Genomic DNA, 14,995 nt, shown 5'->3' with positions numbered 1-14,995 from the left:
CATCGCGCAACGCATCCGGGTCCGCGCTCATCCAGGCCAGCCTCCAAAAGCCAGCCTTGAATCACGCCCCGCTCAGCAGCGGAATCCCTCAGATCAGGAAATCGTCACCACCGCCTAGTGTCCTGATCACAAAGTGCGCGGGATTTCCCGCGCACTTTGCGGACAAGCAGGCCACTGAAACAAAGGAGGATGCCCTTATCTGGTAGTCCGAAGGACTTCGCGATCAGGATACTAGGTGCGCACAAGAGGGCAGGCGCTCTGCTCCAGTGGCTTGACGGTGTCCGGAGGGGACATGGTGGAGACCAGCTTGCAGTAGTCCCATTCCCGCCGGCTTTCCGCAGGGGTTTTGACCTGCAGGAGATAAGCCGGCAGGACCGCCCGCCCGTCCGCGCGGATCGAGCCGGAGCCGAAGGCGTCATCCTGTGTCGGCATCTTCTTCATCTGTGCCACCACTGCGGCACCGCTTTGCTTCGCCTGCGCCACGCCCAGCGCGGCAGCGGCCTTCAGGTAGTGGAGCGTCGTGGCATAGCAGCCGGCATGCACCATGCCGGGATAGGCTCCGCCCATGCCGGGCAGCACACGTCGGGTGAAGGCACGCGTCTGGTCGTTGGTATCCCAGTAGAAGCTGTTGGTGAACAGCAGTTGCTGCATGGCCTGCAGCCCGGCGGCATGGATGTCGTTGAGGAACATGACCAGCGCCGCGAGCTTCATCTGTCGCGTAATGCCGAATTCCTGTGCCTGCTTGATGCAGCTCGGCAGGTCATTGCCGCCCAGAGCAAGGCCGATCACCTGTGCGCCACTGCTGCGTGCCGCGAGCAGCGTGGCCGAGAAGTCACTGGTGCCGAGCGGAACCCGGGCGCCGCCCATCACGCTGCCGCCGGCCTGCTCCACGAAAGCCGTGGTCTCCGCCTGCAGGGAATGGCCGAAGGCATTGTCGGTGGCGATGAAATACCACTTGCGGCCACCGCCCTTCACCGTCTCCGCAGCCACGGCCTTGGACAGCATGTAGCCGTCATAGGTCCAGTTGATGGTGTTCGGTGTGCAGAGCGCATTGGTGAACTCGGTCGCGGTGACGGCCACGCCCAGGCAGGCCTTGTCCTTGTCGCGGGAGATGGTGGCGACCGCGAGACCCACCGCCGAGTTCGGTCCGGCGATCAGCATGTCGACATCCTGCTGATCGAACCAGCGCCGTGCCAGGCTGGCGCCGATATCCGCCTTGTTCTGATGGTCGCCAAAGATGACCTCGACATTCAGGCCTGGAACCTGCGGTGCGAACTCGGCAGCGGCCTGCCGCGCGCAGGCCACGCCGCCCGGGCCCAGGAGATCCGTGTAGATGCCGGAGAAGTCTGCGAGCACGCCGATCCGGATGGTCGGCGCCTGCGCGATGGCAGGTGTGGCGAGGACGGCCGCGAGACCGGCTGTGCCCTGGAGCAGGGCGCGACGCGAAGTGGACATGGAGGTTTCCCTGTATGTGTTACGGCCCGTCGTCTGCGCGACGGTGCATGGCAGATCCGGCCCGGATATTTGGGGCATCTCCTAGCGCAGCCGGGGTTTCTCGATGCCGGCCAGATCGCAGAGCGCGTCCACCATCGCCGAGAAGTCCCGCCCGCCGAAGCCGCGCGACCGTGCTGTGCTGAAGGCCTCTCGCGCGGCGGCGGCCATCGGCATCGGCACCTTCGCCGCATTGGCCGCATCGATGATCAGCGTCAGGTCCTTGTGCGCGAGATCAATGGTGAAGCCGGGATCGGTGTCGTCCTTCAGCACCTTGCTCGGCCAGGCGATCTTGAGTTGCCCGTTCACCGCCGTGGTGCCGTAGAGCACATCCAGCGTCGCCTCCAGCTTCAGGCCGAAGCGCTGCGACAGGGCCAGGGCCTCGGCGTTCATCTGGCAGGAGGCGACGGCGAGGAAGTTGTTCACCAGCTTGGTGCGGGTGCCGCTGCCGACCGGGCCGCAATGGTGGATGGTGCTGCCCATCGCCTCCAGCAGCGGCCGGACGGCCTCGAAGTGCTCGGGCGCACCGCCGACCATGAACAGCGATTCGCCGCGATCGGCATGGCTGGCGAGGCGGCCGACGGGCGCATCCACGAAGCCGATGCCGCGCGCCGCGGCCTGCTGCGCCAGACGGTCCGTGGTCTCAGGGTCGATGGTGCTCATGTCGAGCACGATGGAGCCAGGCTTCGCATGGGCCAGCACGCCATCCGCCCCGCTCACCACCTGATCGACGATGACGGAGTTCGGCAACATGGTGACGATCACGCGCCCGGCGGCAGCAACCTCGGCCACGCTGGCGACGGGGCGCGCCTGAAGCAGCTCCAGCTCGGCCATGGCTTCCGGGTTGATGTCGTTGACGGTCAGCCGGAAGCCCTTGCGGCAGAGATTCGATGCCATGGGCCGCCCCATGCGCCCCAGCCCGATGAAGCCGACATCCATGCCGGTATCCTCCCTTGTGTTCTTCTGATGCGATTCCGATACGGGACCGCCTTTGCAATGTCCTGCAAGGAGCCACCCCGTACAAGAACGGCATGACGGAATGAGCGGATTGGGAATTCGGCGAGGGGCCAGAGGGCTTTACAGGTCCGCAGCAGGCAAAAATCCACCAATCCTCCGGTCCCGTGACTTTCTTCCAGGCAACGGGCATGCCCGGGAGCGGCCGACATGGCATAAGCATGCCCGAACCGCTCCCGCCTCAGGTATCCATGATTCGTCTAGACAACATCAGCAAGCAGAATGGTCAGCAGCTCCTCTTCATTGAGGCCTCCGCGGCACTCCAGAAGGGCGAGAAGATCGGCCTCGTCGGTCCCAACGGCGCGGGCAAGACCACGCTTTTCCGCATGATCACGGGGCAGGAGCCACCGGACGAGGGTCTGGTCCTGGTCGAGCGGGGTGCCAGCATCGGCTTCTTCAGCCAGGATGTGGGGGAGATGTCGGGCCGCAGCGCGGTGTCCGAGGTCATGGACGGCGCCGGCGACGTGAGCGCCGTGGCGGCCGAGCTGCAGGCGCTCGAGGCCGCAATGGCGGACCCCGACCAGATGGACGCGCTGGAGGCGAATATCGAGCGCTTCGGCGAGGTGCAGGCCCGCTTCGAGAGCCTGGGCGGCTATGCGCTGGAGGGCCAGGCGCGCGAGGTGCTCGCCGGCCTCAGCTTCAGCGAGGCCATGATGGATGGGGATGTGGGGGCGCTCTCGGGGGGCTGGAAGATGCGCGTGGCGCTCGCCCGCATCCTTCTCATGCGCCCGGACGTCATGCTGCTGGACGAGCCGAGCAACCACCTCGACCTGGAGAGCCTGATCTGGCTGGAGCAGTTCCTGGGCGGCTATGACGGCGCGCTGCTCATGACATCTCACGACCGCGCGTTCATGAACCGCATCGTCAACAAGGTGATCGAGATCGATGGCGGTTCGCTGACCTCCTATTCCGGGAACTACGAGTTCTATGAGCAGCAGCGGGCGCTGAACGAGAAGCAGCAGCAGGCCCAGTTCGAGCGCCAGCAGGCGATGCTGGCCAAGGAGATCAAGTTCATCGAGCGGTTCAAGGCGCGCGCCTCGCATGCCGCCCAGGTGCAGAGCCGCGTCAAGAAGCTGGAGAAGATCGAGCGTGTCGAGCCGCCGAAGCGCCGGCAGACGGTCGCCTTCGACTTCATGCCGGCGCCGCGCTCCGGCGACGACGTGGCGAATCTCCGCAACGTGCACAAGCGCTATGGCGACAGGGTGATCTACAGCGGCCTGGACTTCCTGGTGCGCCGCAAGGAGCGCTGCTGCGTGCTCGGCACCAACGGCGCCGGCAAGTCCACCCTGCTGAAGCTCATCGCCGGCGCGACCGAACCGGATGAGGGAAGCGTCGTGCTCGGCGGCAGCGTGAAGATGGGCTACTTCGCCCAGCACGCCATGGAACTGCTGGACGGCGACCGCACCGTCTTCCAGGCGCTGGAGGATGCTTTTCCCCAGGCGGCGCAGAGCTCGCTGCGCGCCCTGGCCGGCTGCTTCGGCTTCTCCGGCGACGAGGTGGAGAAGAAGTGCCGCGTGCTGTCGGGCGGCGAGAAGGCGCGCCTGGTCATGGCCAGGATGCTTTATGACCCGCCGAACTTCCTCGTGCTGGACGAGCCGACCAACCATCTCGACATGGCGACCAAGGAGATGCTCATCACTGCGCTGGCGCAATACGAGGGCACCATGCTGTTCGTATCCCACGACCGGCACTTCCTCGCTGCGCTGTCCAACCGGGTGCTGGAACTGACGCCCGAGGGCGTTCATCAGTATGGCGGTGGCTATACGGAGTACGTGGCGCGGACCGGACAGGAGGCGCCGGGCCTCCGTGGCTGAGAAGGTCTTCTCCTGGCCTGCCCGCGATCTGGGCGCCACGGGTTGTGAGAGAGTGGGCCCATGTTCTGGCGGGCTGCTTGACCTCGATACCGGCGGCGCCAGGCTGGTGATGCGCGGCAAGGCGTGATGTTCCTGGCCGATCCACTCGTCTTCCATATGCGGCCAGCACCTGCGCGTAGGCGCGCGTGACATCCTCGGCCCTGGAGACATCGCAGGCCACGGCCACACGGCCATCCAGCTTGGCTTCCATGCTGCCGGATACCCGGGCGGGATCTCGGTGCCGGATGATGCTGCCGCCACTCTCGGCGGCCCGCCTGGCAGCAAGGGGCGCAGTCCCGCGGTTCACCGGCCGGCGCGGTTCAGGCCTGCCGTGCGGCGGGACGGTCCACGTGGCGCGATGAACGATCCAGGCTCTCACTCCAGCTCTGTGCCAGCCCCGCGGACGATCTCGCCCGCCGCTCGTGATCGCCCCGCACCACCCCGGCGAATTTCTCCGGCGCCGTAGGCGCCACCACTGCCCCATCTCCACCGTGGCCTTGCGGAAGAAGGCGGCGATCTCGGCGGCGGCAACATCCACGACAATCCGGCCCAGGCCGAGGGCGGCGATCGGCCCGCCCTCGGGAGGACCGCTCCCGCCGCTACTCCAGCCGCAGGCCCGCCTCGCGCACGACGCGCGTCAGGCTCTCCACCTCCTGCCGCGCCAGAGCCTCCATCTCGGCCACCCTCAGGGGCTTCAGCACCACGCCGGAGGCGGCGGCGACCTCCTGCACCTTGGGCTGCCGCGTCGCCGCACGCAGCGCGGCATTGACCGTCTCGATCACCGGCCGCGGCGTGCCGGCGGGCGCGAAGATCGCGAACCAGGCATCCACCGTGTAGCCCGGCAGCCCGGCCTCCGCGGTCGTCGGAACCTCGGGCAGCGCCGGCAGCCGGGCGTCGCTGGCCACGGCCAGGGCCTTCAGCTGCCCGCCCTGGAGCAGCGACATGGCCGAAGAGGGCGTGGTGATGAAGATGTCCACCCGCCCGCCGACCACGTCCTGCAGCGCCGGCGCCGCGCCGCGATAGGGCACGTGCAGCATCGGCGCGCCGACCCGTTGTGCGAGCTGGAGGCCGGCGATGTTCTGGATCGAGCCGGTGCCGGCAGAGGCATAGGTGACGCGACCGGGATTCTCCCGGATATGCGCCACCAGTTCGGCCAGGGTGCGGACCGGCAGGCCTGGGCCGCAGAAGATGACATGCGGCGCCAGGGTCGCCATGCCCACGGCGGCGAGGTCGCGATCGGGGTCCCAGCCGATCTCCGGCGTCAGCGCGGCATTGGCGCCGTGATAGCCGGAATACTGCAGCAGCAGCGTGTAGCCGTCCGGCTTGGCGCGGGTGACGGCCAGGATGCCGACATTGCCGTTGCCGCCGGAGCGGTTCTCGATGATCACCGGCTGCCCGAGCGCCTGGCCCAGCGCCTCCTGGAACAGCCGGGCGGCGAAATCCGTGCCGCCGCCGGGCGGGTTGGGCACGACCAGCGTGATGGGCCGGTCCGGCCAGGCCGGGTCCGCCAGGGCGGGGCTCGTGGCGAGCCATGCGGTGGCCAGCAGGAGCAGGCGGCGTGCGGTCTTCATGGTGCGTCTCCCGATTTTTCTTTGTGGTGCCCGTGACTTTGTCGGCGCGAATTCTCGTTGGCGCGGCGCCGGTCAGTCCGGCGCCGGCTGCGGCACGCAGAGCGTGCCCGGCAGCACCGCCTGCAGCGAGGTGCGGACCACGGCGACCAGCGGCCCCGGTGCGCGCAGCGCCGCGGCGAGCGCCGGCAGATCCGCCTCTCTCTCCACGCGCAGCATGGGCGCGCCGAAGGCGGCGCACCAGGCGCCGAGATCGGGGTTGGCGAGGTCGGTGCCCGAGACGCGGCCGGGATGCTGCCGCTCCTGGTGGATGCGGATCGAGGCGTAGCTGCCGTTGTCGGAGAGCAGCAGCTTGATCGGCAGGCGGCGTGCCATGCCGACGGCCAGCTCGTTGCCGGTCATCAGCGCCCCGCCGTCGCCCACGGCGCAGATCACCGTGCGCTCCGGGTGCCGCAGCGCCGCGGCCACCGCCGCCGGCACGCCGAAGCCCATGGCGCCCGAGATCGGTGCCAGCAGGCGCTGCGGCGGCTTCCAGGCCAGCTTGCGGTAGAAGGGCGCGGCGAAGGTGCCGGCATCGAGCGTGACGATGGCGTCGGCCGGCGCGCATTCGCCGACCAGCCGCGCCACGCGGAGGAAGTGCAGGCCATCCGGGAAGTCTGCGGCCATGGCGCGGCTGTCCGCCTCCTGAAGCTGCCGCAGGCGGCGGTTCCAGGTCTCGCGGTCCGGCGGGGCGGCGGCGTGCTCGGCGGAAAGCCCCGCCAGCACGGCACAGGCCTCGGCGGCGATGGCCAGTTCCGCCGGGAACAGCCAGCCGAGGAAGCGCGGGTCGGCGCAGACATGCACCAGGCGCTGCCCCGGCGCGGGCCAGCTGTAGCCCTGGGTGGTGATGTCGGTCAGCCGCGTGCCCAGGGCGAGCACGAGGTCCGCCTCGGCGAAGGCGTCACGCTGCGCGTCCGGGTTGCGCAGGCCGAGATCGCCGGCATAGAGCGGATGGTCGTTGGGGAAGAGGTCCTGGCGGCGGAAGGAGACCGCCACGGGCAGTTGCCAGGCCTCGGCGAAGGCCCGCAGCGCCTCGCGCCCGCCCGGCACGTCCAGCCCGTGCCCGGCCAGCAGGATCGGCCGCTCGGCGCGGCGCAGCAGGGCCGCCAGCTCCGCCGAGGTCTCCGCCGGCAGCCCGGCGCCGGCGAGGCGGTTGGGTGGCAGGGCGGGGGTGGCACAGGGCGCGGCCAGAACATCCTCCGGCAGGGCGAGCACCACCGGCCCCGGCACGCCCTGCGTGGCCATGGCCCAGGCGCGGGCGATCAGCTCCGGCACCTCGTCCGGATGCGTGGCCTCGCCGACCCATTTGGCGATGCCGCCGAACATCGCCGCGTAGTCGATCTCCTGGAAGGCGCGGCGGCGCAGGTCGCGCTTCTCCACCTGACCGATCAGCAGGATCAGCGGCACCGCATCCTGCTCCGCCGTGTGCAGCGCGATGGCGGCGTTGCAGGCACCGGGGCCGCGCGAGACCAGCACGATGCCCGGCCGCCCGGTGAGCTTGGCATCGGCCACCGCCATGAAACCCGCGCCGCCCTCCTGCCTGCAGGTCACGAGATCGACGGAGGGGTGCGCGTGCAAGGCGTCGAGCAGCGCGATGTAGGATTCTCCCGGCACGCAGAAGGCGCGGTCGGCCCCCCGTGCGGCCAGGCTGTCGAGGAGGACCTCGGCGGCGGTCTTGACGTTTCCCATGCCGGATGGATAGCGCGCCGGGGCATGTTCCGGCTTGCAGTAGCAGCTATAGTCCCGCGCTATGGACCAGACGCGGCTCCGCTCCCTGCTGGCGATCGCCGAGCATGGCGGCTTCGGCCGGGCGGCGGCGGCGCTCGGCCTCGCCCAGCCCAGCCTGTCGCGCCAGATCGCCCTGCTGGAGCAGGAGATCGGCCGGCCGCTGCTCTACCGCCACGGCCGTGGCGCCCGGCTGACCGAGGACGGGCAGCGTCTGGCCGATGCCGCGCGGCCGCTGCTCGCTGCACTGGCTAGCCTGCCCGCGGCGCTCGATGACCCCGTGCCGCGCGGGCAGGTGGTGCTGGGCGTGCCGACCTTCATGTCCGTGCACCTGGCGGAATCGATCTTCGGCGAGCTGCGGCAGCGCCATCCGCAGCTGCACATCCGCCTTGTCGATGGGTTCAGCGGCTTCATCAACCAGTGGCTGACCGAGGGCCGGCTCGACATCGCCATCCTCTACGACAGCCAGCGCAGCCGGGCGATCGCGGCGGAGGTGCTGGCGGAGGAGGACCTGCTGCTCTTCGCCCGCCGACGCCGCGCCCGCGACCTGCCGGGAGAGGGGCCGGTGCCGGTCTCCGCCCTGGCGCGGCTCGACCTCATCCTGCCGGACCGGCAGCACGGACTCCGCCGCGCGCTGCACCGGGCCGGGGCGCACCCCGACCCCACGCTCCTGCTGGAGGTCGACAGCCTCTCCGCGATCCGCGCGCTGGTCGAGCGCGGCATCGGCTGGAGCGTGCTGCCGCGCGCCGCGCTGGCACGGGAGGCCGCCGACCGGCGCTATATCCTGCGCGGCATCGGCTCGCCGCCGCTGCGCGCGCGGCTGATGGTGGCGGTCAGCCCCATGCGGGGCATGACGCCCGCCCTGCGCGCCGTCCTGGCGCATCTGCACGCCATGACCGCCCGGCTGCAGGGCCTCGGCATCATGACGCCGCCAGCGGCCGGGGCGCGGCGGCGCTGAGGCGCGGCATCGCCGCAAGCGGGGCCCGCCTTGCGCTCAGGCGCTTCGCCGGACGTTCCAGAACAGCGGGTTGGCGCTCTTGAGGAAGCCGCTGAGCTCGGTGCGGAAGGCGGTCGGCTGGGACCACTGGCCGAGGGGGATATAGGGCACGGCCTCGAAGGCCGCGGCCTGCATCTCGGCGGCGATGCGCTTCTGGGCCGCGAGGTCGTCGGCCTTGAACCAGGCCTCCCGCAGCTCGTCCAGGCGGGGGGCCGTGGGCCATCCGAACCAGGCGCGGTCGCCATTGCCCTTGAGCTGGACGCTGGCGGGGTCGGCGGCGCCCAGCCCGGCCTGGCGGGTGTTGAACACGTTCCAGCCGCCCTCGGCGGGCGGCTTCTTGACCGCGCGGCGGGTGAGCACCGAGCCCCAGTCCATCGCCACCAGCTCGGTCTTCAGCCCGATCTTCTGGAAGGTGGCCGAGGTCACCTCGGCCATGGCGTGCATCTGCGGCTGGTCGCCCGGGTCCATGATGAGGATGGTCTCGCCGCCATAGCCGCTCTCCCGCACCAGGCGCCGCGCCAGCTCCAGGTCGCGTGGGCCGGTGAGGCTGGCCATGCCGGTGTCGCTCGCCATGGGGGAGCCGGCGGTGAAGTAGCCGACCGGGATGGAGGCGTAATCCGCCTGCTCGCCCAGCACGGCCGCCACGTATTCGCGCTGGTCGATGGCCGGCAGCAGGGCGCGCCGCAGCTTCGGGTTGTCGAAGGGCGGCTGGAGATGGTTGAGGGCGATGATGCCGATCAGCCCGAAAGGATCGAGCTGCTGCACGGTGACGCCGCGGCTGCGCTTCAGCGTGGGCACCAGGTCGAACAGTGGCTGGTCCACCCAGTCCACCTCGCCCGATTGCAGTGCGGAGACGGCGGTGCCGGGATCGGGCTGGATCGACCACTCCACCTGGTCGAAATGCACGACCTTGCCGCCGGCGAGATAGTCCGGCGGCTCGGCGCGCGGGACATAGCGGTCGAAGCGCTCGTAGAGGGAGCGCACGCCCGAGACCCATTCGTCCTGGCGGAACCGGAAGGGGCCGCTGCCGACGAATTCCCGCACCGCCTCGCTGGAGGGCACCCGGGCCATGCGCTCCGGCATGACGTAGCAGCCCTGCGAGCCGAGGGCGTAGAGCATCTGCGGGAAGGGCGACTTCAGCCGGATCGAGAAGCGGCGGTCGTCCAGCGCCTTCATCTCCTCCGTCGCGGCGGCGAGGAGCTGGCCGAAGCTGTTGCGCTGCGCCCAGCGCGCGATGGAAGCGACGGCATCGGCGGCGCGCACCGCCTCGCCGTCATGGAAGAGCAGGCCGTCGCGCAGGGTGAAGGTCCAGGTGAGCCGGTCGTCGGAAAGGTCGTGGCCGGCGCACATCTGCGGGTGCGGGGTGAGGCCGATATCCACGCCGTAGAGCGTGTCCCACACCATCAACGCATGGGTCTGCACGACGATGGCGGTGGTCCAGATCGGGTCCGGCGAGGAATAGGCGGCCATGGGGACGAAGCGCAGGCGGCGTGCGCCGCTCTGGGCCCTGCCGACCGAGGGCAGGCTAAGGCCCGAGGCGAGAGCGGTTCCAATCAATCCTCGGCGTGACAGCATGGCAGCCTCCGGTGGGGGTGAAAGAACGCTCCCCTCGCCCAGCATGAACCATGCCACCGGGGAATCGGCCCCGGCACAAGAAGATTCGATAGCGTGACCCAGGCGGATCGGCGATGCCGAGCCTCGCGCCCGCCCCCGATCGCGGTATGGTTCGGTCAAAGCATGGCGCGCAGGGCCCGGCAGGGGCGTGGCGTCGCCGAACCAGGGAGACGTCCTCGATGCTGACCCGCCGCCAGGCCCTTGTCCTTCCCCTTGCCGCCGGCCTCGCGCCGCCGGCCGTGCGGGCGCAGACCGCGCCGGCCTGGCGACCCGACCGGCCCATCCGGATGATCGTCCCCTTCGCTCCCGGCGGCTCGAACGACATTGTCGGGCGGATCATCGCGGAGGCGGCGGGCCAGGCCTTCGGCCAGCCGATCGTCGTTGAGAACCGCGCCGGCGCCGGCAGCATGATCGGCGCCGAGGCCGTCGCGCGCGCGGCGCCCGATGGCTACACGGTGCTGATCAACAGCTCCCATTCGGCCGTGCCGGCGATTGTCGCGCGCGTGCCTTACGACACGATCAACGATTTCGTCGGCGTGGCGGTGGCCGGCTTCTCGCCGCATGTGCTGGTCGTCAATCCGCAGATGCCGGCGCGGACCGCGCAGGAGCTTGTGGCGCTGCTGAAGGCCAATCCGGGCCGCTACAACCTGGCCACGGCCGGCATCGGCAGCAGCGTGCATCTCGGCGGGGAACTGTTCCGCACCGGCACCAAGGTGCAGGTCGAGGTGGTGCACTACCGCGGCGGCGGCCCAAGCGTCGCCGCCCTGGCCGCCGGGGAGGCGCAGTTCGGCACGCCGACCATGGCTTCCTCGATCGGGCAGGTCCGTGGTGGGGGGCTGCGCGCCCTGGCGGTGCTCGCGGAGCGGCGCAGCCCGGCCCTGCCCGACGTGCCGAGCGCCCCCGAGGCCGGCCTGCCCGGCCTGATCCATGAGGAGTTCTTCCCCATCCTCGCGCCCGCCCACACGCCGGAGCCCGTGGTGGCCGCGCTGGGCGCCAGTTTCCGGAGCGCGATCCAGCAGAGCGCGCCGAAGCTCATCGAACTGGCCGGGGTCGCGCCACGGCCGGGCTTCGAGACATCCGAGCAGGTGATGGCCCTGGTGCGCGAGGGGGTCGACCGCTACGGGTCGGTGATGCGCGCGGCCGGCGTGCAGCCCGAATGACGGCCGCTCCGGCCAGCCGCCGGCTGGCCGGAGCTTGCCCCCGTGCCTAGAGCAGATCCCGTTCCGATGGCATTATCGGAACGGGTGAAGATGCTCGTCAAAACAAACGGCTAGAGCGTTTTCGGTGAGCCGGAGCGAACGGAAAACGCTCTAGGCGGTGGCCAGGCGCGCGCGGCTGCGCAGCAGCAGCGTCGCCACGATCAGCACATTCGCCGCATTCCAGGCAACGCCGTTCAGGAAGGCTGCGGCGTAGCTGCCTGTCGCGTCGAAGATGACGCCGGACAGCCACCCGCCCAGCGCCATGCCGACCAGGGTCGCCATCAGCACGATGCCGACCCGCATGCCGACTTCGGAGGCCGGAAAGCTCTCCCGCACGATCACCGCATAGGAGGGCACGATGCCGCCCTGGAACAGGCCGAACAGCGCCGACAGCGTGAAGAGCGAGCCCAGCCCGTCGAAGAACAGGAACAGCGAGAGCGCCACGCCCTGCAGCACCGAGCCCAGCATCAGCGTGCGGAGCCCGCCGATCCGGTCGGCGATGAGGCCGGAGCCGACCCGCGAGACGATGCCGCAGGCGAGCATCAGGGAGAGCATTTCCGCCCCGCGCGCCACGCCGTAGCCGAGATCGCCGCAATAGGCGACGATATGCACCTGCGGCATGGCCATGGCGACGCAGCAGGCCACGCCCGCGCAGGAGAGCAGCGCCGTCAGCCCGTTGCGCGACAGGCCGAGGGGCCTCACCTGCCCCGGATCGCCCGCGAAGCTGCCGCCGCCTGATCCAGGCGCCCGCGCGCGCAGCGCCAGGGCGAGCGGCAGCATCGTCACCAGGCAGATGGCGCCGACGGCCAGATGCGCCATGCGCCACCCATGGGCCCCGATCAGCCAGGTCAGCATCGGCGGCCAGACGACGCCCGCCAGGTAGTTGCCGGAGGCTGCGAGCGCGACCGCGATGCCGCGCCGGCGGCGGAACCAGAGGGAGGCATCGGCCACCAGCGGCGCGAAGGCCGCGGATGCGCCGAGCATGCCGATCATCACGCCCTGCGCCAGGGTATAGAGGGTCAGGTTCGGCGCAAGCCCGGCGAGGACATAGCCGCCGGCCAGCATCACCGTCGCGCCGAGCAGCGGCTTCATCGGACCGAACCGGTCCGCGAGCCGCCCCATCAGGATGCCGCCGGTGCCGAAGCCCAGCATGGTGAGCGTGTAGGGCAGCGAGGCCGCGCCGCGCGTCACGCCGAACTCCGCCTGCACCGAGGGCAGCGCCACGACCACGGACCACATCCCCGCGCCGCCCAGCGTCGTGAGCGCGACGATGGCGGAGAGGCGGAGCCAGGCGGTCCGTGAATCCAGCAGATGCTCGCCGCTCATGCCTCGGGTCCGAACCGCACGAAATCGGCCAGCGGCGCGCGTTCTGTCGCCAGGCGGTTGGCGGGCTCATCGGGATCCCCCCGGCCAAGCGCCATGCCGCAGACCACCGCCTCCGCCGTCGGGATGCCGAGATGGGCGCGCAGCACGTCATGGTGATCGCAGAAGGCCGCCTGCGGGCAGGTGTCCAGTCCGAAGCCGCGGGCGGCGAGCATGACGGATTGCAGGAACATCCCATAGTCGAGCCAGGAGCCCTGCTCCAGGTCGCGATCGATGGTGAAGATCAGCCCGACCGGCGCACCGAAGAAGTCGAAGTTGCGCGCGCGCTGCGCGTGCCCGGCGGCATGGTCGCCTTTGGCGATGCCGGCCAGCGCGTAGAGGTCCCAGCCCACCTTGCGGCGCCGCGACAGGTAAGGCTCCCGCCAGTTGCGCGGATAGTACTGGTAGTCGCGCGGCGTCACGGCGCCGGCATCATGCGCGGCGCGCAGCGCGGCGGAGAGGCGCGCCTTCTCGGCGCCCTGCGTGACGCGCACCTTCCAGGGCTGGAGGTTGGAGCCGGACGGCGCGCGTGCCGCGATCTCCAGGATTGCCCCGATGGTGGCGCGTGGCACGGGATCGGGGAGGAAGCCGCGCACACTGCGGCGCGTGGCCATCGCCTCGAACACATCCATGCCCCGTCTTCCCCCCTTTGTAAAAAAGCGCCTGTTCACCGGCATGCCGCAGCAGTCTGGCGCAAGGAGGCTGGCAGCGCCAGGGCAGGGGCGGCGCGGGCAGGTTGGGCGCAAGGCGCGGCGCGCGGTCCTCCTGGCCGGCAGCAGCAGCGGCCAGCACCGCGCGGGCCTGAAGGGAGAGGATATCTGGCATATCCCTCTCGGCCTCCAGTGCGGCTGGCCGAGATGGCCGCCGCTGCCGCGGCGAGCCCTGCGGCCCGATGCGCGGCAGGGCAGAGCGTGACGCTGCGCTGTGCATATCCATGGCCAGGAGCCAAGCGCTCTAAAGCTCGCGGCCTCTGTGCAACTCGGGAGCGATGCTGGGCAACGGCCGGCAGGGGGGAATGCCTCACGCCGGGGGGCGATGCAGCCCTGATGGTCCATGGAACCCTCTTGTTCCTATTTTGTTCTATACGATAGCATGTCCTGGGGGGGGAGGCTCACTGCGGGACCATGAAGGATCACAGATCATGCCTGGATGCACCGCACCAACGAAGACCGCGCTGCCCTCCACCGGCCTGTCGGCCAGCCGCACGCTGGAGAGCCGTCTCTCCTCCTGGCGAGGCTGGCAGATCCGCGCCCGCTGCGGTGACCCGCTTTGCCCACCCAACCGCCTGGTCTGTGTGGGTGACATGCTCAGCGCCTGGGGTGACATCACGGTCCGTGACATGACTGGCCGGATGCGCTGTAGCGTTTGCGGGCAGCGCGCTCAGTCGATTGTCCTTCTGAAGGGCGGCACGGCTGGGCAGGTCATTCATTTCGTACGCGGCACCGCAGCACTGTGAAGCATCGAAGACCTGGACTGCTGCGCAGGGCCCGCGGTGAGACATGCGGGTGAGACATGCACGTTGACACAGCCATCGCTTGAAATCCGCAGCGAAACCGGAGAGAAGGGGAGCTCCCTGGTTCCGGTCGTTGCGGGCTGTTCAACCCGGACGGTGCGGACAGGGCAGGCTGGCGCAGAAAAGCACTGGTAATTTCAGTGCCTTGCCGGGTTAGCACAGCGGTAGTGCAGCGGTTTTGTAAACCGAAGGTCGGGGGTTCGATCCCCTCACCCGGCACCACCCGAAGTTGACATACAACCCACTGTCAACATTGAAGAAACACCGCGAATTGCTTGTTTTGGCTGAAGTGCAGCGCCTGACTGGCCCTGGCTTGTGCCCGCTTTTTTTTCAGCGCATGCGCCAACAGCTTTTCTGGCGTTATTGCGGCATGCCGCGTCAGCCCGGGAGACCTGGAGGCGGAAGGCGGCGGGTTACTGCATCGTGCTGCGGTGAGGGGCTGCTGTTTGGCCCTGCGTTGAGCCCTGCGTGACCCCCTCAGGCCGCGGCAGCTCCGAGCATGGATGCTGCGCGTTTGGGGTTGCAGGCGATGGCGGTGAAGCGAACCTGCGAGCTTGAGCCCTCGCCATCGCATGCGTCGCAGCCCGTCGCCGCGCTTCCAGGCACCGAAGATCTTCCCG

11 protein-coding genes and 1 tRNA gene are annotated in these 14,995 nt (G+C 69.8%); 5 read left to right on the top strand and 7 right to left on the bottom strand.

From position 1 onward, the window contains the following. Positions 1 to 231: 231 nt before the first annotated feature. Together QMO56_RS24440 and QMO56_RS24435 are read right to left on the bottom strand one after the other, a co-directional pair. Complete coding sequence (locus QMO56_RS24440; RefSeq protein ID WP_283529913.1) at positions 232 to 1,455, bottom strand: ABC transporter substrate-binding protein; 1,224 nt, start codon at positions 1,453 to 1,455, stop codon at positions 232 to 234. A gap of 81 nt (positions 1,456 to 1,536) precedes the next feature. Further along, a complete protein-coding gene (locus QMO56_RS24435) occupies positions 1,537 to 2,532 on the bottom strand; it encodes an NAD(P)-dependent oxidoreductase (protein WP_408906551.1) in 996 nt (331 codons plus the stop codon). A 164-nt stretch (positions 2,533 to 2,696) separates the two neighbouring features. Between QMO56_RS24435 and QMO56_RS24430 the strand changes: the two genes are divergently transcribed. Further along, positions 2,697 to 4,319 carry an ABC-F family ATP-binding cassette domain-containing protein gene (locus QMO56_RS24430; RefSeq protein ID WP_283529910.1) on the top strand — a complete coding sequence of 541 codons (1,623 nt, stop codon included), beginning with the start codon at positions 2,697 to 2,699 and terminating at the stop codon, positions 4,317 to 4,319. A gap of 638 nt (positions 4,320 to 4,957) precedes the next feature. On the opposite strand, the gene QMO56_RS24425 is transcribed toward QMO56_RS24430, so the two are convergent. Continuing rightward, positions 4,958 to 5,929, bottom strand: coding sequence for a tripartite tricarboxylate transporter substrate binding protein (locus tag QMO56_RS24425; protein WP_283529908.1), 972 nt, complete (start codon positions 5,927 to 5,929; stop codon positions 4,958 to 4,960). A gap of 72 nt (positions 5,930 to 6,001) precedes the next feature. Further along, entirely contained in the window at positions 6,002 to 7,654 is a 1,653-nt protein-coding gene (locus tag QMO56_RS24420; RefSeq protein WP_283529906.1) for a thiamine pyrophosphate-binding protein, read from the bottom strand. 61 nt (positions 7,655 to 7,715) lie between these two features. Here QMO56_RS24420 and QMO56_RS24415 point away from each other — a divergent pair, with 61 nt between their 5' ends. After that, a complete protein-coding gene (locus QMO56_RS24415) occupies positions 7,716 to 8,648 on the top strand; it encodes a LysR family transcriptional regulator (RefSeq protein ID WP_283529904.1) in 933 nt (310 codons plus the stop codon). A gap of 36 nt (positions 8,649 to 8,684) precedes the next feature. Here the strand turns inward: QMO56_RS24415 and QMO56_RS24410 are convergent, their stop codons facing one another. Then, positions 8,685 to 10,262 carry an ABC transporter substrate-binding protein gene (locus QMO56_RS24410; protein WP_283529903.1) on the bottom strand — a complete coding sequence of 526 codons (1,578 nt, stop codon included), beginning with the start codon at positions 10,260 to 10,262 and terminating at the stop codon, positions 8,685 to 8,687. Positions 10,263 to 10,480: 218 nt separating this feature from the next. Here QMO56_RS24410 and QMO56_RS24405 point away from each other — a divergent pair, with 218 nt between their 5' ends. Next, positions 10,481 to 11,461, top strand: a complete 981-nt coding sequence (locus tag QMO56_RS24405) for a tripartite tricarboxylate transporter substrate binding protein (RefSeq protein ID WP_283529901.1) — start codon at positions 10,481 to 10,483, stop codon at positions 11,459 to 11,461. Positions 11,462 to 11,611: 150 nt separating this feature from the next. Here QMO56_RS24405 and QMO56_RS24400 read toward each other — a convergent pair whose 3' ends face one another. Together QMO56_RS24400 and QMO56_RS24395 are read right to left on the bottom strand one after the other, a co-directional pair. Beyond that, positions 11,612 to 12,826 carry an MFS transporter gene (locus QMO56_RS24400; RefSeq protein WP_283529899.1) on the bottom strand — a complete coding sequence of 405 codons (1,215 nt, stop codon included), beginning with the start codon at positions 12,824 to 12,826 and terminating at the stop codon, positions 11,612 to 11,614. Next, entirely contained in the window at positions 12,823 to 13,494 is a 672-nt protein-coding gene (locus QMO56_RS24395; protein ID WP_283529897.1) for a nitroreductase, read from the bottom strand. Before QMO56_RS24395 ends, QMO56_RS24400 begins: the two co-directional genes overlap by 4 nt. Positions 13,495 to 14,003: 509 nt before the next feature. On the opposite strand from QMO56_RS24395, the gene QMO56_RS24390 reads away from it, so the two are divergent. Both QMO56_RS24390 and QMO56_RS24385 read left to right on the top strand, forming a co-directional pair. After that, positions 14,004 to 14,318: a hypothetical protein gene (locus QMO56_RS24390; RefSeq protein ID WP_283529895.1), complete on the top strand. Its 315-nt coding sequence runs from the start codon at positions 14,004 to 14,006 to the stop codon at positions 14,316 to 14,318. A 204-nt stretch (positions 14,319 to 14,522) separates the two neighbouring features. Continuing rightward, a tRNA-Thr gene (locus QMO56_RS24385) sits at positions 14,523 to 14,597 on the top strand. The last annotated feature ends 398 nt before the right edge of the window (positions 14,598 to 14,995 follow it).

The organism is Roseomonas sp. E05, assembly GCF_030063475.1.
Classification (GTDB): domain Bacteria; phylum Pseudomonadota; class Alphaproteobacteria; order Acetobacterales; family Acetobacteraceae; genus Pseudoroseomonas.
The sequence above is the reverse complement of the archived record's forward strand: the minus strand, read 5'-3'. Positions and strand labels throughout refer to the sequence as shown.

Bases quoted from the DNA above. Each gene is read 5' to 3' on its own strand.
- QMO56_RS24430 (WP_283529910.1), top strand. From the start codon at position 2,697: ATGATTCGTCTAGACAACATCAGCAAGCAGAATGGTCAGCAGCTCCTC.
- QMO56_RS24420 (WP_283529906.1), bottom strand. From the start codon at position 7,654: ATGGGAAACGTCAAGACCGCCGCCGAGGTCCTCCTCGACAGCCTGGCC.
- QMO56_RS24395 (WP_283529897.1), bottom strand. From the start codon at position 13,494: ATGGATGTGTTCGAGGCGATGGCCACGCGCCGCAGTGTGCGCGGCTTC.
- QMO56_RS24425 (WP_283529908.1), bottom strand. From the start codon at position 5,929: ATGAAGACCGCACGCCGCCTGCTCCTGCTGGCCACCGCATGGCTCGCC.
- QMO56_RS24440 (WP_283529913.1), bottom strand. From the start codon at position 1,455: ATGTCCACTTCGCGTCGCGCCCTGCTCCAGGGCACAGCCGGTCTCGCG.
- QMO56_RS24390 (WP_283529895.1), top strand. From the start codon at position 14,004: ATGCCTGGATGCACCGCACCAACGAAGACCGCGCTGCCCTCCACCGGC.
- QMO56_RS24415 (WP_283529904.1), top strand. From the start codon at position 7,716: ATGGACCAGACGCGGCTCCGCTCCCTGCTGGCGATCGCCGAGCATGGC.
- QMO56_RS24400 (WP_283529899.1), bottom strand. From the start codon at position 12,826: ATGAGCGGCGAGCATCTGCTGGATTCACGGACCGCCTGGCTCCGCCTC.
- QMO56_RS24405 (WP_283529901.1), top strand. From the start codon at position 10,481: ATGCTGACCCGCCGCCAGGCCCTTGTCCTTCCCCTTGCCGCCGGCCTC.
- QMO56_RS24410 (WP_283529903.1), bottom strand. From the start codon at position 10,262: ATGCTGTCACGCCGAGGATTGATTGGAACCGCTCTCGCCTCGGGCCTT.